Source organism: Streptomyces sp. NPDC091371 (genome assembly GCF_040684275.1).
In the GTDB taxonomy this organism is placed as follows: Bacteria; Actinomycetota; Actinomycetes; order Streptomycetales; family Streptomycetaceae; genus Streptomyces.
Genome location: NZ_JBFBFP010000006.1, coordinates 238,209 through 258,724 on the forward strand (window position 1 = coordinate 238,209; position 20,516 = coordinate 258,724).

General features: G+C 73.6%; 19 protein-coding genes and 1 pseudogene. 8 read left to right on the forward strand and 12 right to left on the reverse strand.

The window, feature by feature from the left end; all coding sequences use genetic code 11:
- Positions 1–9: 9 nt before the first annotated feature.
- Together AB0O21_RS10555 and treY are read right to left on the reverse strand one after the other, a co-directional pair.
- Positions 10–1,275, reverse strand: a complete 1,266-nt coding sequence (locus AB0O21_RS10555) for a M14 family zinc carboxypeptidase (RefSeq protein ID WP_365168875.1) — start codon at positions 1,273–1,275, stop codon at positions 10–12.
- A 366-nt stretch (positions 1,276–1,641) separates the two neighbouring features.
- Positions 1,642–3,918, reverse strand: a complete 2,277-nt coding sequence (gene treY, locus AB0O21_RS10560) for a malto-oligosyltrehalose synthase (protein ID WP_365168801.1) — start codon at positions 3,916–3,918, stop codon at positions 1,642–1,644.
- An 82-nt stretch (positions 3,919–4,000) separates the two neighbouring features.
- Here treY and AB0O21_RS10565 point away from each other — a divergent pair, with 82 nt between their 5' ends.
- Positions 4,001–5,314, forward strand: coding sequence for an MFS transporter (locus AB0O21_RS10565; protein ID WP_365168804.1), 1,314 nt, complete (start codon positions 4,001–4,003; stop codon positions 5,312–5,314).
- Here AB0O21_RS10565 and glgX read toward each other — a convergent pair.
- Positions 5,299–7,413, reverse strand: a complete 2,115-nt coding sequence (gene glgX / locus AB0O21_RS10570) for a glycogen debranching protein GlgX (protein WP_365168807.1) — start codon at positions 7,411–7,413, stop codon at positions 5,299–5,301. The two genes, AB0O21_RS10565 and glgX, sit on opposite strands and share 16 nt — an antisense overlap.
- 276 nt (positions 7,414–7,689) lie before the next feature.
- Between glgX and AB0O21_RS10575 the strand changes: the two genes are divergently transcribed.
- Entirely contained in the window at positions 7,690–8,949 is a 1,260-nt protein-coding gene (locus AB0O21_RS10575; RefSeq protein ID WP_365168810.1) for an SAV2148 family HEPN domain-containing protein, read from the forward strand.
- Positions 8,950–9,092: 143 nt separating this feature from the next.
- On the forward strand, positions 9,093–9,806 hold the full coding sequence (locus AB0O21_RS10580) for an exonuclease domain-containing protein (protein WP_365168812.1): 714 nt from the start codon (positions 9,093–9,095) through the stop codon (positions 9,804–9,806).
- A 92-nt stretch (positions 9,807–9,898) separates the two neighbouring features.
- Here the strand turns inward: AB0O21_RS10580 and AB0O21_RS10585 are convergent, their stop codons facing one another.
- Positions 9,899–10,459: a TetR/AcrR family transcriptional regulator gene (locus AB0O21_RS10585; RefSeq protein ID WP_365168815.1), complete on the reverse strand. Its 561-nt coding sequence runs from the start codon at positions 10,457–10,459 to the stop codon at positions 9,899–9,901.
- Between the two features lie 96 nt (positions 10,460–10,555).
- On the opposite strand from AB0O21_RS10585, the gene AB0O21_RS10590 reads away from it, so the two are divergent.
- Positions 10,556–11,155, forward strand: coding sequence for a DUF2867 domain-containing protein (locus AB0O21_RS10590; protein WP_365168817.1), 600 nt, complete (start codon positions 10,556–10,558; stop codon positions 11,153–11,155).
- Here AB0O21_RS10590 and AB0O21_RS10595 read toward each other — a convergent pair.
- Together AB0O21_RS10595 and AB0O21_RS10600 are read right to left on the reverse strand one after the other, a co-directional pair.
- Positions 11,152–11,766 carry a hypothetical protein gene (locus AB0O21_RS10595; RefSeq protein WP_365168820.1) on the reverse strand — a complete coding sequence of 205 codons (615 nt, stop codon included), beginning with the start codon at positions 11,764–11,766 and terminating at the stop codon, positions 11,152–11,154. The two genes, AB0O21_RS10590 and AB0O21_RS10595, sit on opposite strands and share 4 nt — an antisense overlap.
- A 20-nt stretch (positions 11,767–11,786) precedes the next feature.
- Positions 11,787–12,641 carry an aminoglycoside phosphotransferase family protein gene (locus AB0O21_RS10600; RefSeq protein WP_365168823.1) on the reverse strand — a complete coding sequence of 285 codons (855 nt, stop codon included), beginning with the start codon at positions 12,639–12,641 and terminating at the stop codon, positions 11,787–11,789.
- Between the two features lie 108 nt (positions 12,642–12,749).
- Here AB0O21_RS10600 and mgt point away from each other — a divergent pair, with 108 nt between their 5' ends.
- The 3 genes from mgt to AB0O21_RS10615 are packed head-to-tail and all read left to right on the forward strand — an operon-like array spanning position 12,750 to position 15,132.
- Positions 12,750–13,952: a macrolide-inactivating glycosyltransferase gene (gene mgt, locus AB0O21_RS10605; protein ID WP_365168826.1), complete on the forward strand. Its 1,203-nt coding sequence runs from the start codon at positions 12,750–12,752 to the stop codon at positions 13,950–13,952.
- Positions 13,953–13,972: 20 nt separating this feature from the next.
- A complete protein-coding gene (locus tag AB0O21_RS10610) occupies positions 13,973–14,521 on the forward strand; it encodes a DUF1697 domain-containing protein (RefSeq protein WP_365168828.1) in 549 nt (182 codons plus the stop codon).
- 11 nt (positions 14,522–14,532) lie between these two features.
- Positions 14,533–15,132, forward strand: coding sequence for a hypothetical protein (locus AB0O21_RS10615; protein WP_365168831.1), 600 nt, complete (start codon positions 14,533–14,535; stop codon positions 15,130–15,132).
- Positions 15,133–15,152: 20 nt separating this feature from the next.
- Here AB0O21_RS10615 and AB0O21_RS10620 read toward each other — a convergent pair whose 3' ends face one another.
- Positions 15,153–16,001, reverse strand: a complete 849-nt coding sequence (locus AB0O21_RS10620; protein ID WP_365168834.1) for an aldo/keto reductase — start codon at positions 15,999–16,001, stop codon at positions 15,153–15,155.
- A 44-nt stretch (positions 16,002–16,045) separates the two neighbouring features.
- Between AB0O21_RS10620 and AB0O21_RS10625 the strand changes: the two genes are divergently transcribed.
- Positions 16,046–17,050: a 2-dehydropantoate 2-reductase N-terminal domain-containing protein gene (locus AB0O21_RS10625; RefSeq protein WP_365168836.1), complete on the forward strand. Its 1,005-nt coding sequence runs from the start codon at positions 16,046–16,048 to the stop codon at positions 17,048–17,050.
- A 285-nt stretch (positions 17,051–17,335) separates the two neighbouring features.
- Here AB0O21_RS10625 and AB0O21_RS10630 read toward each other — a convergent pair whose 3' ends face one another.
- The 5 genes and pseudogenes from AB0O21_RS10630 to AB0O21_RS10650 all read right to left on the reverse strand — a co-directional run.
- Positions 17,336–17,701, reverse strand: coding sequence for a hypothetical protein (locus AB0O21_RS10630; RefSeq protein WP_365168839.1), 366 nt, complete (start codon positions 17,699–17,701; stop codon positions 17,336–17,338).
- Between the two features lie 155 nt (positions 17,702–17,856).
- Positions 17,857–18,621 carry a CbiX/SirB N-terminal domain-containing protein gene (locus AB0O21_RS10635; protein WP_365168841.1) on the reverse strand — a complete coding sequence of 255 codons (765 nt, stop codon included), beginning with the start codon at positions 18,619–18,621 and terminating at the stop codon, positions 17,857–17,859.
- A 5-nt stretch (positions 18,622–18,626) separates the two neighbouring features.
- On the reverse strand, positions 18,627–19,511 hold the full coding sequence (locus AB0O21_RS10640) for an ABC transporter permease (protein ID WP_365168844.1): 885 nt from the start codon (positions 19,509–19,511) through the stop codon (positions 18,627–18,629).
- The gene (locus AB0O21_RS10645) at positions 19,498–20,295 is read right to left on the reverse strand and encodes an ABC transporter ATP-binding protein (RefSeq protein WP_365168846.1); all 798 of its coding nucleotides are present in this window, start codon (positions 20,293–20,295) and stop codon (positions 19,498–19,500) included. The genes AB0O21_RS10640 and AB0O21_RS10645 overlap by 14 nt, the downstream gene beginning before the upstream one ends.
- 35 nt (positions 20,296–20,330) lie before the next feature.
- A pseudogene (locus AB0O21_RS10650) lies at positions 20,331–20,516 on the reverse strand (sulfate ABC transporter substrate-binding protein); the annotation flags it as partial.

The following is a 20,516-nucleotide window of genomic DNA, read 5'->3' on the forward strand; positions in this document are numbered from 1 at the left end:
CGGCCGGGGCTACCGCTCGGCCGCCACGAGGCGTTCGTACGTCGCAAGGACGGTCCGGGACTGGTGCTCCACCTGGGTGGCCACCGGCACCCAGCGGGCCCCGAACCGGGCCGAGAACTCCTCGCACCACCCCGCGACCAGCCGGTCCAGCCCGGGCGCCGCCGGATGGCCCTGCGCGCGCAGCACCCGCAGCAGCATCGCCGCGGCGCGCAGCGACAGGCGCCGCCCGAAGGCGTCGATGCCGGCGATGTACGCCGCGGTGGCCTCAGGGGGAGCGCCCGCGCCGGTCCACTCGGCGCCGATCCGGGGGATCAGCGTGAGCGTCCAGTCCACGGCGCGCAGCAGGGCCTCGGCGGCGGGGTCCGGCCCGGCGGTGGCGCCGTCCCGTACGCGGGCCACGAGCGCGGAGTCCCGGGTGAGCCGGCCGGCCAGCATCCGCAGGGCGCCGCGCGGGTCCGGGTGCGGGGCGGGATCGTCCACCAGGTCGGAGGCCCACATGGGGACTTCGACGATGGCCGTGGTGCCGTCGTAGCGGTGCGCGTGGTACCAGGTGCTGAGCCGGGTGTCCTCCGGGTGGAAGGCCCCGGCGGCCTCGCTCCCCGGCTCCGGGATGACGAAGATCCCGGGCCCGGGGGAGGGCCAGCCGGCGGCGTCCGAGGCCCCGTTCTCCACGGGGATGCGCAGCTCGGCGGCCGATTTCCCGAAGGGCTCGGCGAGGCCGGGTATGTCCCGGGTGAGCTGCACCCAGGAGCCCCCGAGGTCCGTCGCGTGCAGGGAGACCTGGAGGACGGGGCGCAGCTCGTCGATGAGCGCGGTCAGGGCGAGGGTCTCGGGCGGCAGCCGGTCCGGGGGCAGCAGGGACGGAGCCCACTCCGGCTGCTCGGGTCCGGGGGGCCGGTAGAAGCTGCGGTGGTAGTCGAGGAGCGAGTAGGGGCGGGGCGTGCGGTGCAGGTCGGCTCCGTCGGGGTCGGCGCAGAGCAGGAAGTGCCAGCCGCAGCCGGCCCGGGGCGCGGGGTCGTGGAGCAGGCGCCGCGCGAGGGCGAGGGCGGTGGCCCCGCCGACGGGCTCGTTGGCGTGCGCTCCGGCGACGACGAGCACGTTGCGGCCGGTCCCCCGGCCCGTCGGGGTGAGGGACAGCACCCAGAGGGGCTGCCCGGCGCGGGAGGTGCCGGCCTGGCGGAGCCGGGCGTGGGCGGGGTGCTCGTCCGCGAGGGCGCGGGCGGCCAGGGCGAGTTCGTGCGGTGTGGGGTAGCGGGTGTCGCGCAGCAGGGTCACATGTGATGCCATGCCCGCCGGGGGCGCCGGCTACTGCTCCCCGGGACGCGGATTTCCCCCTGGCCAGGGGGCTCCCGCCGGGCGGCTCCGCCGAGGCCGGGTCGGCGCGGCGCCGCTTCCTGGGGCTCCGCCCCGGACCCCGCGCCTCAAACTCCCCCAGCTACCGCTGGGAGGTGCCCCCTGGCGGGGCTGGGTTGTCGCCGGCGGTGCTGACTTGCCCGGCGGGCAATCCAGCCGCACCTGGCGGACGGCAGCGGCAAAATCCAGCCCCTCCGGCGTTTGAGGAGCGGGGTACGGGGCGGAGCCCCGGGTCTTTGAGCCGCGCCCAGGAGGCGGCATCGGCCGAATCCGGCCCCGCCGTGGCGGCTACTCGGCGCGGGTCAGGACCGTCACGGGGCTCGTGGACAGGAGGCGGGTGAGGGGCGTCGGGCCTTCGTACGGGGGCGGGGTGGACGGGCCGGGGGTCAGGGGGGTCCAGCGGCCCGGGGGGAGGGGCAGCAGGGTGTCGCGCCAGCCGCCCGCCGCGGCCAGCCGGTGCGCGAGGCGGGTCGCGACAGCGACGAGGCCCCCGGCGCGGGCGAAGGCCAGGCAGTGCTCCGCCGCCGGGCCCCGGGCCGCAAGCGGGGTGTACCCGGTGAACAGGTGCGGCCGGTCCCGGCGCAGACGCAGCAGGGCGGCGGTGAGGGCCAGTTTCTCCCCGGCCGGGTCCTGCGCGGCCGCCCCCGCGTCGAGCCGCGCCAGAGCCTCCCGCGGGAAGACGGCCGGGCGGCGGTTGTCGGGGTCGACCAGGGCCCGGTACTCGGTCTCCGCACCCTGGTAGACCTCCGGAACCCCCGGCATCGCCAGGTGCAGCAGCGTCATGCCGAGCAGGTTCGCGCGGGCCGCCTCCGCCAGGTGCGGGGGAAGGTCCAGGGGCGACGCCGCGTAGCCGGGGACGTCCGCCTCGTAGGCCTCGTTCCGCTCGGTCCAGCTGGTGTGCAGCCCGGCCTCCCGCGCGGCCTTGAGCAGGGCCCCGGCCAGCCGCGGAGCGGCGCCGGCGACCGGTCCGAGGCCGAGCGCGGTCTGCCGGGCCACCCACGCGAGCTGCGCGTCCGGGGCGCCGCCGAGCGGGCCCACCGCTTCCGGGGTCTGGGACAGCGCCGAGATGCGGGCGCGGACGTCCGCGCTGCGCTTGGTGTCGTGCGTGGACAGCACCGTCCCCGAGCGCGGCCAGTCCCGCTCCAGCTCCGCGCAGTACGCGTGGAACTCCGCCGCCGGCACCGCAGGGCGCCCCGGGTCCCCGCCGACCTCGGTCGCCGACAGCAGCGGCGCGTACCGGTAGAAGGCCCGGTCCTCGAGGGACTTGGCGCGCAGCGCCGCCGAGGTCTGCGCGAAGCGGGCCGCGAAGGCGGGATCCCGCAGGAGCAGCTCCCGTACGCCGTGTGCCGCGCCCGCACCCGCCCGTGCGGCGGCCCGTTCGAGGGCCTGAGGTGCCGGCTCCGGGTCCCCGGGGTACGGCCGGTAGACCGGGTAGGCGATGAGCAACTCCCGTACGGCGGTGGCCAGGTCCGGCCCCGCCATCCGCTCCAGTGCCGCCAGCTCGGCGGCCAGATCGCCGGTCAGCACCTCGCGCGCGCACTCCTCGGCCGTCCGCTCCCAGGGGGCGGTGCCCGTCAACTGCCCGTACTTCACAGCCAGTTCGGCGGCGCCCGCCGGGTCGGTGAACACCCCGTCCACCCGGTGCAGCGCGTCGTACCCGGTGGTCCCCGCCACCGGCCACCCGGGCGGCAGCCGCTCCTCGCGGGCCAGGATCTTCTCCACCACCACCCAGCAGCGGCCGCCCACCGCCGCCCGGAGTCTGTGGAGGTACCCCTCCGGGTCCGCCAGCCCGTCCACGTGGTCGATCCGCAGGCCTTCCGCGACCCCGTCCCGGACCAGCTCCAGCACCTTCGCGTGGGTGGCCGCGAACACCTCCGGGTCCTCCACGCGGACCCCGATCAGCTCCGAAATGGTGAAGAAGCGGCGGTAGTTGAGCGAGGTGCGGGCTTCCCGCCACCAGGCCGGCCGGTACCACTGCGCGGCCGCCAGCCCGGCCGGATCCAGCCCCGCGGTGCCCTCCCGCAGGGGGAACTCCAGGTCCCCGTAGCGCAGCACCTCCCCGTCGGCCTCCGGCTCGCAGGACTCCGCCGGCCCGGCGAGCACCGGCAGCAGCACCTGCCCGCCGCCCGCCTCCCAGTCGATGTCGAACCAGCGTGCGTACGGCGAGTGCGGCCCCTCCCGCAGCACCTCCCACAGGGGCCGGTTCAGCCGCAGCGGCGTCGGTACCGCCATGTGGTTCGGAACGATGTCGAGGACCAGGCCCAGCCCGTGCGCGCGGGCGGCCGCGCCCAGCGCCCGCAGCCCCGCCTCGCCGCCCAGCTCGGCCCGCACCCGGGAGTGGTCGGTGACGTCGTACCCGTGCGCGGAGCCGGGCACGGCCTCCAGCACCGGGGAGAGGTGCAGGTGTGACACGCCGAGGGAGGCGAGGTACGGTACGGCTTCCTCGGCCGCCGCGAAGGGGAACTCCGGACGCAGCTGGAGCCGGTAGGTCGAGGTCGGCGACGCGGGGGCGACAGGTTTCGGAACATCAGGTTCCGGTCGAATGTATGACTGGGGCTGGCTCATGAGAACGTACGTACCCAGCCTGCCGGATTCCGTGCCATGACCCAATGCATCCGGGTGACTGCGCCGGGTTAACGTTGATCAAGTGGTTGGAACCGTCAACACCTATCGTAAAGTCATCGCCCTGACCGGGCCCCTACTCCCCTTCGTTTCATTCTTCGCCCGACTGCCCGTCGCGATGTCGCAGTTCGGGAGCGTCCTGCTGGTCGCGGAGACCAGCGGCTCCCTCGCCACCGCCGGGATCGTCGGTGGCACCCTCTCCGCCGGACAGGTGGTCTTCGGACCGGTCCTGGGCCGGCTCGCCGACCGCCACGGACAGCGGCCCGTCGTACTCACCGCCGCCGCCGTCAACGCCCTGGCCACCGCCGCGCTCGTCGCCGGTGCCCTCGGCGGAATCGACACCGCCCCGCTCGCCGCGATCGGCGCCGTGGTCGGTGCCTCCGTACCGCTGATCGGGCCGCTCGCCCGGACCCGTTCCGTCGCCCTCGCGCACCGCGCCAAGGCCGACGAGAGCGTGGTCGGCGCCGTCCACTCGCTGGAGGGCACCATGGACGAGGTCTCGTTCGTCATCGGCCCCGCCCTCGTCGGGATGGCCGCCCTCGTCGCCCATCCGGCCGTCGCCATCGGCGGCGCGGCCGCCCTGGTCGCCGTCTTCGGCACCGCCTTCGCGCTCCACCCGACCGCCGCCGTCACGGCCGGGGGGCCCGCGCCCGAACGTCCGAAGGGGGTGCGCCGCACCCGGCCCGCCGGGGTGGTGTACTCCGTCCGCTTCTCGCTCTTCCTGCAGGGCGCCATGTTCGGCGGCATGCAGGCCGGGATCGCCTCCCTCACCGGGGAGTTGGGGGTGCCCGGCCAGGCCGGCATCGTGTACGCCGCCAACGGCGTGGTCAGCGCCGCGGTGGGCCTCGCGCTGGGCGTGCTGCCCGCCCGGTTCGGGCTGGCGCTGCGCTGGCGCACGGCCACTGCCGCCGCGCTGCTGCTCTCCGTGCCGTTGCTGTTCACCGGCAGCCTGTGGGCCCTGTACCTGATCGTGACCCTCCTCGGCGCGGCCATCGCACCCCACCTGATCACCGCGTTCGCGCTCACCGAGCGGCACGTCGAGCCGTCCCGGCTCGCCGAGTCGATGGCCTTCGCGGCCAGCTCGCTGGTGGCCGGCCAGGCCCTCGCACTGGCGCTGTCGGGCCGGATGGCCGAGTGGTACGGGCCCTCCGGTGCCTTCGCGGTGTCCGTCGGGGCGGCCGCGCTCGCCCTGGTGCTCTCCCTGTGCACCAGGGTGCCCGCCGCCCGCTCGCACACCGCCAAGGCCTTCATCCCGGCCCAGCAGACCGCCTCCCCGGCGGCCGGAGAGGCCGCCTCCCCCGCGGCCGGAGAGAGCGGCGCCGCCTACGCGGGGCGCTGAAGCACCACCAGACACCGTCCTGTCAGCGCCACCCGGTCCCCGGCCGCATACTGCGGCCCGGTGCCGGGTGGCAGTACGTCCGGCCGCGCCGTGTCCACGATCAGGCGCCACTGCGCCCCGTGACCCGGCGGAACGGTGAAGTCCTGCGGGTCGGCCCCCGCGTTGAACATCAGCAGGAACGAGTCGTCGGTGATCCGCTCCCCGCGGCTGCCCGGCTCGGAGATCGCCTCCCCGTTGAGGAACACCGTCAGCGCCCGAGCGTGCTGCGCCTGCCAGTCCCGCGCCCGCATCTCCTCGCCGTGCGGGGTGAACCAGGCGATGTCGGAGAGCTCGTCGTGCGTGCCCTCCACCGGCCGCCCGTGGAAGAACCGCCGCCGCCGGAACACCGGGTGGTCGCGCCGCAGCCACACCATCCGCCGGGTGAACTCCAGCAGCGAGGGAGCAGGTTTTCCCGGCACCGGCCAGTCCACCCAGGACAGCTCGTTGTCCTGGCAGTAGGCGTTGTTGTTGCCGCCCTGGGTGCGCCCGAACTCGTCGCCGTGGCTGAGCATCGGCACGCCCTGCGACAGCATCAGGGTGGCGGTGAAGTTGCGCATCTGCCGCTCGCGCAGCTCCAGTACCTCCGGGTCCTCACTGGGCCCCTCCACCCCGCAGTTCCAGGACCGGTTGTGGGTCTCGCCGTCCCGGTTCCCCTCCCGGTTGGCCTCGTTGTGCTTCTCGTTGTACGAGACCAGGTCGTGCAGGGTGAAACCGTCGTGGCAGGTGGTGAAGTTGATCGAGGCCAGCGGGCGCCGCCCGTCGTCCTGGTAGAGGTCCGAGGAGCCGGTCAGCCGCCCCGCGAACTCCGCGAGCGTGCGCGGCTGCCCGCGCCACAAGTCCCGTACGGTGTCGCGGTACTTGCCGTTCCACTCGGTCCACAGCGGCGGGAAGTTGCCCACCTGGTAGCCGCCTTCGCCCAGGTCCCAGGGCTCCGCGATCAGCTTCACCTGGCTGACCACCGGATCCTGCTGGACCAGGTCGAAGAACGAGGACAGCCGGTCCACCTCGTGGAACTGCCGGGCCAGCGTGGCCGCCAGGTCGAAGCGGAAGCCGTCCACGTGCATCTCGGTGACCCAGTAGCGCAGCGAATCCATGATCAGCTGGAGCACGTGCGGGGAGCGCATCAGCAGCGAGTTCCCGGTGCCCGTGGTGTCCATGTAGTGCCGCGGGTCCTCCGTCAGCCGGTAGTACGAGGCGTTGTCCAGGCCGCGGAACGACAGCGTCGGCCCCAGGTGGTTGCCCTCGGCGGTGTGGTTGTAGACCACGTCAAGGATCACCTCGATCCCGGCCTCGTGCAGCGCCCGCACCGCCGACTTGAACTCCAGCACCTGCTGGCCGCGGTCGCCCGAGGCGTAGCCGTTGTGCGGGGCGAAGAAGCCGATGGTGTTGTAGCCCCAGTAGTTGCTCAGCCCGTCGTCGACCAGCCGGTGGTCGTTGACGAACTGGTGCACCGGCATCAGCTCCAGGGCCGTCACGCCGAGCTTGGCGAGGTGCCCGATGACCGCCGGGTGCGCGAGGGCCCCGTAGGTGCCGCGCAGTTCCTCGGGGAGGTCGGGGTGGTTCATGGTGAGGCCCTTGACGTGGGCCTCGTACAGCACGGTGTGGTGGTACTCGTGGCGCGGCGGCCGGTCGTTGGCCCAGTCGAAGTACGGGTTCACCACGACCGAGCTCATGGTGTGCGGGGCGGAGTCCAGGTCGTTGCGCGAGTCGGGCCGGCCGAAGTGGTAGCCGTAGACCTGCTCGCCCCAGTCGATGCGGCCGCTGATCGCACGCGCGTACGGATCCAGGAGCAGCTTCGCCGCGTTGCAGCGCATCCCGCGCTCGGGCTCGTACGGGCCGTGCACGCGGAAGCCGTACCGCTGGCCCGGCATCACGCCCGGCAGGTACGCGTGCCGGACGAAGGCGTCCGTCTCGCGCAGTTCCACGGCCGTCTCCGAGCCGTCGTCGTGCAGGAGGCACAGCTCGATGCGGCGGGCGGCCTCGGAGTAGACCGCGAAGTTGGTGCCGGCACCGTCGTAAGTGGCGCCGAGCGGATACGCCTGTCCAGGCCAGACTTGCATGGATAACGACTCTTCCCGTCCTGCTGCGGCTGATCCGGCATGGACCACGTCACTGCCAGATCTTCCCCGAAAGTGGTGGCCCGCGCGGGGACTTGTGAGGGGTCCTACCGGGTGACCCGCAGACCTGATATGCGGGTCAGTGGACTGTCTGCGCATCGGATAATGGGTCAACGGGCAGCCGGTGTACGGGCCATCGGGCTGCACCGGGCCGTGCGCGCGGAGTACCCTTCCGTGATCACTGGAGACGGGCGTCCAGACGCAGAAGGCGGTGCACGGGTGAGCTCGGGAGGTCTGGAGCTGCCCCCTGGTGACAGCGGTCACGAGGGTGGCCCGGCGGACGCCGTGGGCGCGGCCCCCGGCGGTACGGCGGCCGCGGCGGTGTCCCTGGCCCCGCAGGCGGCCGGGAGCGCCCGGGCCGGCGCCGAGCTGGACTGGGGCGCGGAGGCGTGGAGCGAGGTCCGTACGCGGGCCCAGCGCGCGGGCCGCGCGTACATCTGGCTGAACCTGATCGAACAGCGGCTGCGGTCGGTGGTCGGCGCGGTGCTGCGGCCGATCTACGAGCCGGTGCACGGCGAGGACGACTGGGTGGTGGCCGCGGCCGGGCCCGCCGGGCAGGAATGGGTGCACCGGGCGGTGGCCGTGCGCGAGGTCAGCAGGCGCAAGGGCTACCTGCTCGACCCGGCCGACGACAACGTGCTGAGCTTCCTGACGCTCCCGCAGCTGCGGGAGCTGATGGTCCAGCACTGGCCGTGCTTCGAGCCGTACTTCGACGACCGGCGCGAGATCGAGCTGGCCCTGGACGAGCTGGAGGTCACCCGGAACGTGGTCTCCCGCAACCGGGCGCTGTCGCGGGCCGTGCTGGAGCAGGCGGAACGGGCCTCGGCGCGGCTGCTGGAGGTCCTGGGCGGCGGCGCGGGCTCCCCGGGGGCGGACCGGCTGCCGATCGACGCCGTCGAGGACCTGGTGGGCGACCGGTACGCCGACGTCATCTCCGTCCACCCCGACCGGGTGCGGCTCCAGCGCCAGCTTCCCGCGGAGGACCTCTTCGGGGGCGCGCGGCGGCTCGACGCCATCGGCATAGGCCTCAACCTGCTGGTCCAGAACTTCTCCGGCCGAAGACTCGTCCGGCTCACGGAGGCCGGCTGCCGGGTGCGGCTGCTGTTCCTGAACCCGGCGAGCAGCGCGGTCAAGCGGCGCGAGCGGGAGCTGGGGCTGCGCAAGGGCGAGCTGAGCCGCTCGGTGGAGATGAACATCCTGCACGTCCGCCGGGTGCGGGCGGGACTGCGCGACCCCTCGCGCTTCGAGATCCACGTCTTCGACGAGACCCCGCGCTTCACGGCCTACCTGGTGGAGGGCCAGTCCTCGGGCATCGCGGTGGTCCAGTCGTACCTGCGCCGCGCCCGCGGCATGGAGGCGCCGGTGCTGGTCCTGCGCGGGGGCGGGCGGGGCGTCCCGAAGGACGCGGAGCACGGGCTGTTCACGACGTACCGGGAGGAGTTCGAAGCGGTGTGGGAGGACTCCCGGCCGGTGTCGTGACCCCGGCCGGACCGCCATGGCTCCGGCCCGGCTCCGGCCCCGGCGGACGGCTTGTCAGTGGCCCGTGGCAGGCTGAAAGCCGTTGACCGAAGGCGTACGGGGGAGGGGCAGGACATGGGGGGCACGACATGGGGGGCTCGGCGATGAGCTGGGTCAGTGGGCCGATGGTGGCCTTCGACCTGGAGACCACGGGGACCGACATCGAGACCGACCGCATCGTCACGGCCGCGGTCGTGACGATGGAGCCGGACGGGCGGGTGTCGCGGGAGCGGACGTGGCTGCTCGATCCGGGGGTGCCCATTCCGGAGCAGGCCTCGGCGATCCACGGGATCTCCACGGAGCACGCCCGGGCGAACGGAACGGCGGCCGCCCCGGCGGTCGAGGAGATAACCGGGGCGCTCGTGCGGGAGCTTGCCCCGGGCACCCCGCTCGTCGTGATGAACGCGCGGTACGACCTGTCCCTGCTGGACCGCGAGTGCCGCCGGTACGGGCTCGAACCGCTGGGCCGGCGGCTGGCGGGCAGGCCCGCGCCGGTCATCGACCCGCTCGTCCTGGACAAGCACGCGGACCGGTACCGGAAGGGCCGCAGGACCCTCCAGGCACTGTGCGAGCACTACGGGGTCACCCTCGACGAGGCGCACAACGCGGTCGCCGACGCGCTGGCCGCGGCGCGCGCGGCCCGGCGGATGGGGGCCCGGCACGCGGCCATAGGCTCGGTCGCGCTGGCGGACCTGCACGACCTCCAGGTCCGCGCGGCGGCGGAGCAGGCGGCCTCCCTGCAGAGCTACCTGCGGCGCACCTCGGATCCCGAGGCGGTCGTGGAGCGGGCCTGGCCGGTGGTTCCGTACCGGGTCTGACGCGATGCCCCCGCCGGGGGCGCGGTCTGCCGACGCGCTGCGCGCCACCAGCCGGGCCGCCTCGGCCTCCTGGTCATGCGGCCCGCTGCGGTCTAGCGGAGGAGCCACTGCCGGGTCAGGTCCATCACCTCGTCGCGGCTGTGGGTGCCGTGGTCGGCGGCGACGACGTAGCTGCCGATCCGCACCGAGAAGGTGAGCATGCAGCGGACCTCGACGTCGTCCGGGTCGGGGCAGAACTCGCTGAACAGCGAGCGCAGATAGTCCATGCGCCGGTTGTCGACGCGGCGCAGCCGCTCGGCGACGCCCTCGTCGCGCCGGGCCCAGTCGCGGATCGCGAGGTCGAGGGGAACGCCCGTCGCCGGCCCGTCGCCGATGGAGGCGACGAGAGCGAACAGCCGGTCCAGCCTGGCCCGCGCGTCTCCGCCGCCGCTCTCGACCTGCTCGATCACCGCCTCGGCGACCGCGCGTTCCCAGGTGTCGAGCATCTCGTCGAGCAGCGCGCCCCGGTTGCGGAAGTACCCGTAGAAGCCGCCCTTGCTGACGCCGAGGGCCTGCGCCAGCGCCTCGATGCGGACGGCCTCGGGGCCGCCGGCGGCGAGCGCCCGCAGTCCCTCCTCGATCCATGTGACGCGTGGTGTGCGGGTGACGCCCACGGTGTGTCTCCCCTCACGTTCCGCCGATCTATACGGTCCCGTATAGATCGGTGCTAGCCTTCTTCTATACGGCATCGTATAGACAGGGGCTTGCTCGTGAGACTCCCGAAAACCGCGCACACCTCCCGTCCCTGGCGGATCCACGAGATCGCCGGCGACTTCCACGTCGAGGACGTCTGGGAACTGCCGACCCCCGGCGGCCCCGACGACCTGGCGCTGCTCGTGGACCAGTTCGCGAACGGCGACGGCGATCCCGTCCCGTCTCCCGTGGGGCGCGCGCTCTTCGCGCTCCGCTGGAAGCTCGGGGCCCTGCTCGGCTGGGACAAGCCCGCGGACGGCATCGGCTCCCGGGTGCCGACCCTGCGCGATCGGCTGCCGGCGGACCTCCGCGAGGGCCCCCGCGGGCCGGACCTGAAGGCGGTGCCGTTCACCTCCGTCTACCAGACGCACGACGAGTGGGTGGCGGAGACGGCCAACAAGACGATGCACGGGGCGATGCACATCAGCTGGGTCCCGGACGGGACCGGCGGCTACCACGGGCAGATGACCGTCCTGGTGAAACCGAACGGGCGCCTCGGCTCCCTCTACATGCTGGGCATCAAGCCCTTCCGGTACCTCGGCGTCTACCCGGCGCTGATCCGGAGCATCGGACGCGAGTGGCAGACCCGCTCCGCCGCGCGGAGCGCGGCCTCCTAGGCGTCCCACGCCCCCCGGTACTCGATGTGGATCACCCGGGCGCTGTCGTCGCCGTGGCGCAGCTGCGCGCAGTAGTGCCCGTCGCCGGTGTGGCCGCGGCCGGGGCCGTGCGCGGCCACGTCGTGGAAGAGGCCGGCGGTCTCCCGGAACGCCTTCGCGCTGCCCGTCACGAACAGCGTCTCGGCGTGGACGTGCTGGTGGAACAGGTCGCGGTTCTCCGCGTGGTGCAGGGCCGCGTAGTCGATCTCCGGCTGCGCCGTGGAGACCGTGGCGCTCCGGCGCCGGCCCGCGCCGAGCCGCCCCCGCAGTTCCTTCCGGCGCGAGGGCGCGAACTGGAGCGAGTGGTGCAGCAGGACCAGGTCGAGCCGGCGCTCCCCGCCCTCCCGGGAGGCGCCGGAGCGCCGCAGCGGCAGGCGGACCAGGGCGCGCGGCGACGAGGCGGCCAGGCTCCACAGCCCGCCCATGAGACGCGCCGCGCCCTGGTCGACGTACGCGTTCAGGAACCGGTCGTCGTCGACGAGCAGCGCGCGCTCCGGCGGGCGGGCCGGGCGGATCACCGTGAACTCCTGCGGGCCGAGCCGGGCCCGGTGGACGGTGACCGGAAGGTGCATGCCCCTTTGATAGCCGGGGCTCAGAAGGAGTGCCAGCGGGTTTCCCGGTCGCCCTCGCGCAGCGAGGCCACCCGGCGGCGGAATTCGGCGGCCGCCTTCGGGTTGGACGGGGCGTGCTGGGAGACCCAGGCGCAGCTCGCCGTCTCCCGGGCGCTCCGCAGGACGGCGCAGCCCTCCCAGTCGCGGACGTCCCATCCGTACGCCGAGGTGAAGGCCTCGTACGCCCCGGCGGGCAGGCCGTACCGGTCGCGCTGGAGGGCCATCACCACCAGGTCGTGCTCGCGCAGGTCGGCCGACACCGTCTCCAGGTCGACCAGCACGGGGCCGTCCGGGCCCACGTGGACGTTGCGGGGCAGGGCGTCGCCGTGGATCGGCCCCCGCGGGAGGTGCGGGGTCAGGGCCGCGATCTCGTCGGCGTAGGCGTCGCGCCGTGCCCGCAGGTACGCCGCGTCCGCCGGGTCGACGGCCGTGCCGGCCAGCCGCAGCCAGCGTTCGACCCCGCCCAGCAGGTCCCGCGCGGGCAGCTCGAACGGCGCCGAGGGCAGGGCGTGGATCCGCCGCAGCAGGACCGCCAGGTCCTCGGGTCCGGCCGGCCGGACCGCGTCCGGGAGCCGGTGCCACAGGGTCAGCGGGTGCCCTTCCACCAGCCGGGGCTTCGGCTCGGCCGCCCGGACCGCCGGAACTCCGCACTCCGCGAACCAGCCCGCCACCGCGAGCTCGCGCTCGGCGCGCTCCAGCAGGGCAGCCTCGCGGCCCACCTTGACCACCAGGTCGCCGACCGCGAAGACGGCGTTCTCGCCGAAGGCGAGCAGCGCGGCCCCGTCGCCGTTCAGGCCGGCGGCTGCCAGTACGTCCCTGGCCCGCGCCTCGTCCATGTGGTTCTCCGCATCCGGATCGTCGTGAATGCGCCAAGTCTCCCATCCGGCTCCGGTGGCGGGCGGGAATACGTTGCACGAGACGTTTCGTCTCGTTAGCCTTGAGTCATGACTTCCGCCAAGCCCGCGCACATCGCCATGTTCTCCATCGCCGCCCACGGCCACGTGAACCCGAGCATCGAGGTGATCCGGGAACTCGTCGCCCGGGGCCACCGCGTCAGCTACGCCATCCCCGCCGCCTTCGCCGAGAAGATCGCGGAGACCGGCGCCACACCCGTGATCTACACCTCCACCCTCCCCACCGACGACGAGCCCGAGGCCTGGGGCACCGAGCTCATCGACAACCTGGAACCCTTCCTGCGCGACGCCGTCCAGGCCCTCCCGCAGCTCGCCGCCGCCTTCGCGGGCGACGAGCCGGACCTCGTCATCCACGACATCACCTCCTACCCGGCGCCCGTCCTCGCCCACCGCTGGGGCGTCCCCGCCGTCTCCCTCTCTCCGAACCTGGTCGCCTGGGAGGGGTACGAGGAGGAGGTGGCCGAGCCGATGTTCGCCGAACTGAAGGCGTCCGAGCGCGGAAAGGCGTACTACGCCGGATTCGCCGCATGGCTGCGAGAGAACGGACTCGGCGACGACGTCGACCGCTTCCAGGGCCGCCCGCGCCGCAGCCTCGTCCTCATCCCCAAGGCGCTCCAGCCCCACGCGGACCGCGTGGACGAGTCCGTGTACACCTTCGTCGGCGCCTGCCAGGGCGACCGCTCGGCCACGCAGGGCACCTGGGAGCGGCCGGCCGCCGCCGAGGGCAAGAAGCTGCTGCTCGTCTCGCTGGGCTCCGCCTTCACCAAGCAGCCCGCCTTCTACCGCGCCTGCGCGGAGGCCTTCGGGGACCTGCCCGACTGGCACGTCGTCCTGCAGATCGGCAAGTTCACCGACGAGGGCGAACTGGGCCCGGTCCCGGCCAACATCGAGGTGCACCGCTGGGTCCCCCAACTGGACATCCTGCGCCAGGCCGACGCCTTCATCACCCACGCGGGAGCCGGCGGCAGCCAGGAGGGCCTCGCCACCGCCACCCCGATGGTCGCCGTCCCGCAGGCCGTCGACCAGTTCGGCAACGCCGACATGCTGGCCGCCCTCGGCGTGGCCCGGCACGTGCCCATGGAGCAGGCGGACGCGGCCACCCTCCGGGAGGCCGTCCTCGGCCTGCTCGCCGACCCCGGGGTCACCGCCCGCGCCGAAGCGGTCCGCACGGCGATGGCCGGCGAGGGCGGCACCCGGCGGGCCGCCGACCTCATCGAAGCCGAACTGTCATAGGCGCCGCCTACGCTGCCCCCATGGCGAAGAAATACGCGGCGCTGCTGCGCGGCATCAATGTCGGCGGGAAGAAGAAGGTCCCGATGGCCGAGCTGCGCTCCGTACTGGAGGGGCTCGGCCACGGGGACGTTCAGACGTACCTGCAGAGCGGCAACGCCGTCTTCAGCAGCGCCGAGAAGGACCCGGCCGCGCTCGCCCGCGAGCTGGAGAAGGCCATCGAGGCCCGCTTCGGCTTCCCCGTGGCCTGCCTGGTGGTGGACGGGGAGTACCTGCGCGCCGTCGCCGAGGCCTGCCCCTTCCCGACGGCCCAGCTGGAAGGCAAGCAGCTCCACGCCACGTTCCTCTCCGAACAGCCCGGCGCGGACCGCTTCGCCGCGATCGACCAGGCCGCGTACCTCCCGGAGGAGTACCGGCTCGGCGACCGCGTCATCTACCTCTACGCCCCGAACGGCCTGGGCCGTTCCGAACTGGGCGCGGCCCTGCACAAGCCCTCCCTCCTCAAGGGCATCGACGCGACCACCCGCAACTGGAACACCGTCGCCAAACTCGTGGAACTGACCGGCCCGTAGGATCGGATCCCATGGGGACGTACATCGACGGCCTGATCGAGGCTCGCACCGCCGGCAGCGGCTGGAGGATGGAGGTCGACCTGCTCGACTTCGACCTCTGGAAGGCGCGGGACGCCCGCGAGTGCCTGTTCGGCTACGGCGGGGCCCTCGGGGTGGACCGGCCGCTGTTCGACCAGAGGGGGTGGCCGGAGGACGCCTGCGAGGAGGTCCCGAAGGAGTACGACGAGCTGAACCACAGCCACTCGTACGCGACATGGGCCGAGATCGCGGCAGTCGACTGGGACGCACCGCTCTGCGACGGCCCCGACGGGAACCGCCTGGCCGTGTGGCGGCCGGGCCCGGACGGCGAGCTCGTCCTGGACGACGTGATCTGGGCGCCGGTCGAGGTGCTCGACGCGTCGGAGGAGCTCTTCGGCGCGGACCTGTTCCCGCACGAATGGCCGCCGCGCGGCGAGGTCCATCTGGACGGCGCCGTGTACCGGCCGGTGGTCTACACGGCCCGGATGATCGTTCCGCCGGACGGCCGCTGGGCCCCGGTGTGGGCCTCGATGCGCGCGCTGGCGGCCCGGTACGGCGACGAGAACGTCCGCCTGGTGGTCTGGTTCGGCTGAGCCCGCCCGCCCTGGACGGCCTAGCCGTCGAGGGCGTCCAGCAGCTCCAGCTCCCGCGCCGTGAGGTGGACCGTCGCCGCCTCCAGGTTCTGCGCCAGGTGTACGGGCGACCCGGTGCCCGGCGTCGGGCACAGCACGGGGGAGTGGTGCAGCAGCCAGGCCAGGGCGACCTGGCCCGGGCCCACCCCGTGCGCCGCTGCCACCGACGCGACCGCCGCCGCGCTCTCCCGGGCCAGGGCGCCGCTGCCCAGCGGGTAGTACGGCAGGAACGCGATCCCGTTCGCCTCGCACACCGCGAGGACCGCCGCCGACGTGCGGTCCAGCAGGTTGTACGCGTTCTGGACGGAAGCGACCGGGGTCGACTCCAGCGCCAGGCGCAGCTGCTCCGCGGTGACCGTGTCCAGCCCGATGTGCCGGATCTTGCCCTCCGCCCGCAACTCGGCCAGCACGCCCAGCTGTTCCGCCATCGGCACGGCCGGGTCGAAGCGGTGCAGCTGGTAGAGGTCGATGCGGTCCAGACGCAGCCGCCGCAGGCTCGCCTCGCACTGCCCCCGCAACTGCTCCGGGCGGCCCGCCACGTGCCACTGGTCGGGGCCGGTGCGCACCACGCCGCCCTTGGTGGCGACCACGAGCTGCTCCCCGTACGGGTGGAGGGCCTGCGCGATCAGTTCCTCGGCCAGGTCGGGGCCGTAGTTGTCGGCGGTGTCGATCAGGGTGACCCCGCGCTCGACCGCCGTGCGCAGCAGCTCCCGTGCCTCGTCGGGCCCGGCGCGCGGACCCCAGTAGCCGGGGCCCACCAGGCCGCCCGTGCCGAAGCCGAGCCGTCGGACCGGAAGATCGCCACCGAGTACGAATTCCTCGTTCGCCATGCCCCGACCGTAACCCAGGCGGCGCGGTGTGCCAGGCTCGTCGTATGCGTTACATCATCATTGGCGCGGGCGCGGTCGGCGCCACCATCGGCGGACGGCTCGCGGAGGCGGGCGGCGAGGTGGTCCTCGTCGCGCGCGGCGCCCACGCGGAGGCCCTGCGGGCCGACGGGCTGCGGCTCACCACGGCCGACGGGGAGCGGGTGCACCGGCTGCCGGTGGTCACCGGGCCGGACGAGCTGGGCGAACTGCGGCCCGACGACGTGCTGTTGCTGACCGTGAAGACACAGGACGCGATCGCCGCCCTCGACGCGTGGGGCGACGCCGAGGTCGCGGGCGGCGGCACGGCCGCGCAGCGGCTGCCGGTGCTGTGCGCGCAGAACGGCGTGGAGAGCGAACGCCTGGCGCTACGGCGCTTCGCGCGCGTGTACGGGGTGTGCGTATGGCTGCCCTCCACCTTCCTGGAGCCGGGGGTCGTCTCCGCGCTGTGCGCGCCGCTGACGGGCATCCTGCACCTGGGCCGCGCGGCGGGCGGCCCCGCCGACCGGCTGATCCGCGCGGTCGCGGCCGACCTCGGCAAGGCGGGCTTCGAGGCGCCGGTCGTCGAGGACGTGATGCGGTGGAAGTACGCGAAGCTGCTGGGGAACCTCGGCAACGCCATCCAGGCGACGACCGGTCCGGAGCCGGACCCGGCGAAGGCGGCGCTGCTGCTGCGGGCCGTCCGGGAAGCGAGGGCCGCCTTCGAGGCGGCGGGGATCGGGTACGCGTCCGACGCGGAGCAGGCGGAGGCGCGCGACGGGAAGGTGGACCAGCCGGCGGGGGTGCGGGGCGGGTCGTCCTGGCAGAGCCTGGCGCGGGGGACGGGGTCGGTGGAGGCGGACTACCTCAACGGGGAGATCTCCCTGCTGGGCCGCCTGCACGGGGTTCCGACGCCGGTCAACGACGTGCTGCGGCACGCGGCCAACATCTTCGCCCGGGAGTCCCTCCCGCCGGGCGCGATGACCATCGCGGACCTGACCGCCCTCGCGGACGAGGCCGCGGCCCGCGGCTAGGCCGTCTCTTCCGGATCTTGCCGGTTGAGCCCGCGTCGTCCGGTGCCGTGCTTTGCAAGGCGGAGAGGCTCCCGATTACTGGACGTCCTCGGGTGCCTCGACAACGCGGCGAGGTGCGGTGCCGGGCGGCGCGGGTCAGGCAAGATCCGGAAGAGACGGCCTAGCGCCGTGACCGGCAGGACCCGCGGGCCGGGGCTCCCCGGGCCGTGCGGGCCTGGGGAGCCCCCGCCATGCACCGGACGACGCGCCCAGGCAAGCCCTTCCGGCTGCGGCGCCCGGCGGGGGTCAGGAGGTGCGCTTGAGGGTCCAGGTGTTGGCGTTGAAGCTGGGGACGGCCGAGTAGCGGCAGCCGCTCGAGTAGTAGGAGCTGACGACGGTCCAGCCGGCCGGGGGCCACGTGGAGGCGCAGGCGTTGACCTGGGTGCCGACCGGGTAGCCCTTGAGGTCCTTGATCTGCTTGGTGTTGGGGTTGAAGCCGGAGCCGCACCCGCCGCTGTTCCACCACTGGACGTCCACCCAGCCGTCAGGGGTGAGCGTGCTGGAGCACATGGTGAGCGTGTCGCCGGGCGCCGCGGAGGCGGGGCTCGCCGTGATCGCAAGGGCGGTGACGGCCAGCGTGGCCAGAGCGGCGGCGTATCGGGTGCGGATCATGAGGGGTTCCCTTTCGCGCGCGCTGGGATCGCCGCCGACCGTCGGCGGGCCGAACCAGGCGCCGAGCCCATTGCATCCGACCCGTCCAGCATGCGGACAGTGATCTTTTGGGCAGAACTCCGCAGCGGTTTAAAGCCGTTGCCCGCGCCGGGGACTCAGGCCGTCAGGGCCGGGAGGCGGGTCGGGGCCGACGCGGCGGCTTCGTCGTAGCGGCGCAGCAGCAGACGGGCCAGTTCCGGGGCCGCGCCCAGGACGTCGGCGATGACGTCCGCGCCCGCGGCTTCGGCGCCGGCCGCGATGCGGTCCGGCAGCCGCCCCGGGGCGATGACGTACGGCGCCACGGCCACCCGCGCGAAGCCCTCGGCGCGCAGCGCCCGTACGGCGTCCTCCGTACGGGGCAGCGCGGCGGAGGCGAACGCAGGCCGCACGGCGCACCAACCGGCACGCCGCCACTCCCGCGCGGTTTCAGCGATCGCTGCGATCGCCTCCGGGTCGGTGGATCCGGCGGACGCGAGGACCACCGCGGTGGTCGACCGGTCCGCCGGGGTGAGGCCGGCTTCGGCGAGCCGGCGCTCCAGGGCGGAGAGGAGGAGCGGGGACGGGCCGAGGACATCGGCAACCCGCACCGACAGCCCCGGCAGCCGGGCCGAGGACTCGGCCAGCGCCGCCGGGATGTCGGACTTCGCGTGGAACGCCCGGGTGAGGAGGAGGGGCAGCGCCACTACCTCCCGGACGCCGGACAGGTACAGCGAGGAGAGCGCCTGGGCGACCGTCGGGGTGTTGAAGTCCAGGAACGCGGTCTCCACCCGCAGCCCCGGCCGCAGCTCCCGCGTCGCCTCGACGAGGGCGTGCACGGTCGCGGCGTGCCGCGGGTCGCGGCTGCCGTGGGCTATGACCAGGAGTGCGGGCGTGGAGGACATCGGACTCAGCCCTTGACCAGCAGGCCGCGGCTGCGCAGCACCCACCGCTCGAGCGGGCTGAAGATCAGCAGGTCGATGGCGATGCCGACGATCAGGATCAGGATGATCGCGAGGAACACGCCGGGCAGGTCGATGTTGTTGCGGCCGTTCTCCAGGAGCTGGCCCAGGCCCAGGCCCAGGTCGGGGGAGGAGGCGATGATCTCGGCGGCCATCAGGGAGCGCCAGGAGAAGGCCCAGCCCTGCTTCAGGCCGGCCAGGTAGCCGGGCAGCGCGGCCGGCATGACGATGTGCCGGGCACCGCGCAGGCCGGTGGCTCCGAGCGTGCGGCCGGCCCGCAGGTAGAGCGGGGGGATCTGGTCGATGCCGGAGACGAGGCCGTTGGCGATGGACGGGACGGCGCCCAGCAGGATCACCGTGAACATCATGGCGTCGTTGAGGCCGAACCAGAGCACGGCCGGCGGGACCCAGGCCACCGAGGGCAGGGACTGCAGTCCCTGCAGGATCGGGCCGATCGCCGCACGCACGAACTTCACCCGGGCGACCAGCAGGCCGAGCGGGGTTCCGATGGCCAGGGCCAGCAGGAAGCCGAGCAGACCGCGGGAGACGGAGGTCCAGATGACCTCCAGCAGGGTGCCCTTGAGCCACATGTCGGACAGGCTGTCCCACACGGCGGACGGCGCGGGCATCTTGGTCTCTTCGACGACCTGCGCCGCGACGAGGATCTGCCACACCGCCAGGACGAGGCCGATGGCGAGGACCGGGGGCAGGACCTTCTTGGTGAGGACCTCGCGGACGGGGGTGCGGTGGGTCTGGACGGCGTCGAGGGCGTCCAGACCGGCCTCCAGACCGGCGAGGTCGTCCGACTTCGGCTTGGTCTCAGTGCTGGCCATGGCGGCGGATCTCCCCACGCAGGTGTTCAGTGATCTCAAGGGACAGCTCGGCGACGTCCGCGTCCTCGATGCGGCGCGGCTGCGGGATGTCCACGGTCCATTCCTTCGCGACCCGGCCGGGCCGGGAGGACAGCAGGACCACGCGCTGCGCGAGGCGGACGGCCTCGCGCACGTTGTGCGTGACGAACAGGACCGACAGGTTCGTCTCTTCCCAGATGCGGGTGAGTTCGCCGTGCAGCACGTCCCGGGTGATGGCGTCGAGCGCGGCGAACGGCTCGTCCATCAGCAGCAGTTCGCTCGCCTGGGCGAGGGCGCGGGCCAGCGCGACGCGCTGGCGCATGCCGCCGGACAGCTCGTGGACGCGCTTGCCGTACGCGCCGCCGAGGCGGACCAGCTCGAGAAGCCGTTCGGCCTCCGGCTTGCGGTCGGCCTTGGCCACCCCGCGCAGCCGCAGGGCGAGTTCGATGTTCTTGCCCGCGGTCAGCCACGGGAAGAGGGCGTGCTCCTGGAACATGAGCGCCGGACGGCCGCCGGGGGTCTCGATCGACCCCGCGGACGGCTTGTCCAGACCCGCGACCAGGTTCAACAGCGTGGACTTGCCGCACCCCGAGGCACCCAGGATGGTGACGAACTCTCCGGGAGCGACATCGAGGCTGATGTCGTCCAGGACGAGCTGCGATCCGGCCGGGCCGGAGAAGGACTTCGAGACGTGCTCGATGCGGGCGGCGTACGTGTGCTGCTCCGCTTCGGTGCCCTCGGCAGCCTTGGCAAGCGTGGTGGCCATGGTCGTCACCTCCTGGGGGTTGCTGGATTACGGGATTACTTGGCGCCGAGGCCGGCGTCGGAGACCTCGGGCTTGCCGGCGGCCTTCAGCACCTTGTTCAGGAGCGTCAGGTCGTAGATGCCGGCCAGGTCGGGCTGCTCGATGAGCTTGGCCTTGACCGCGTAGTCGGCCTGCGCCTTCAGCGTCGAGGCCAGCGGGTCGTCGGTGACCGTGAGGCTCGG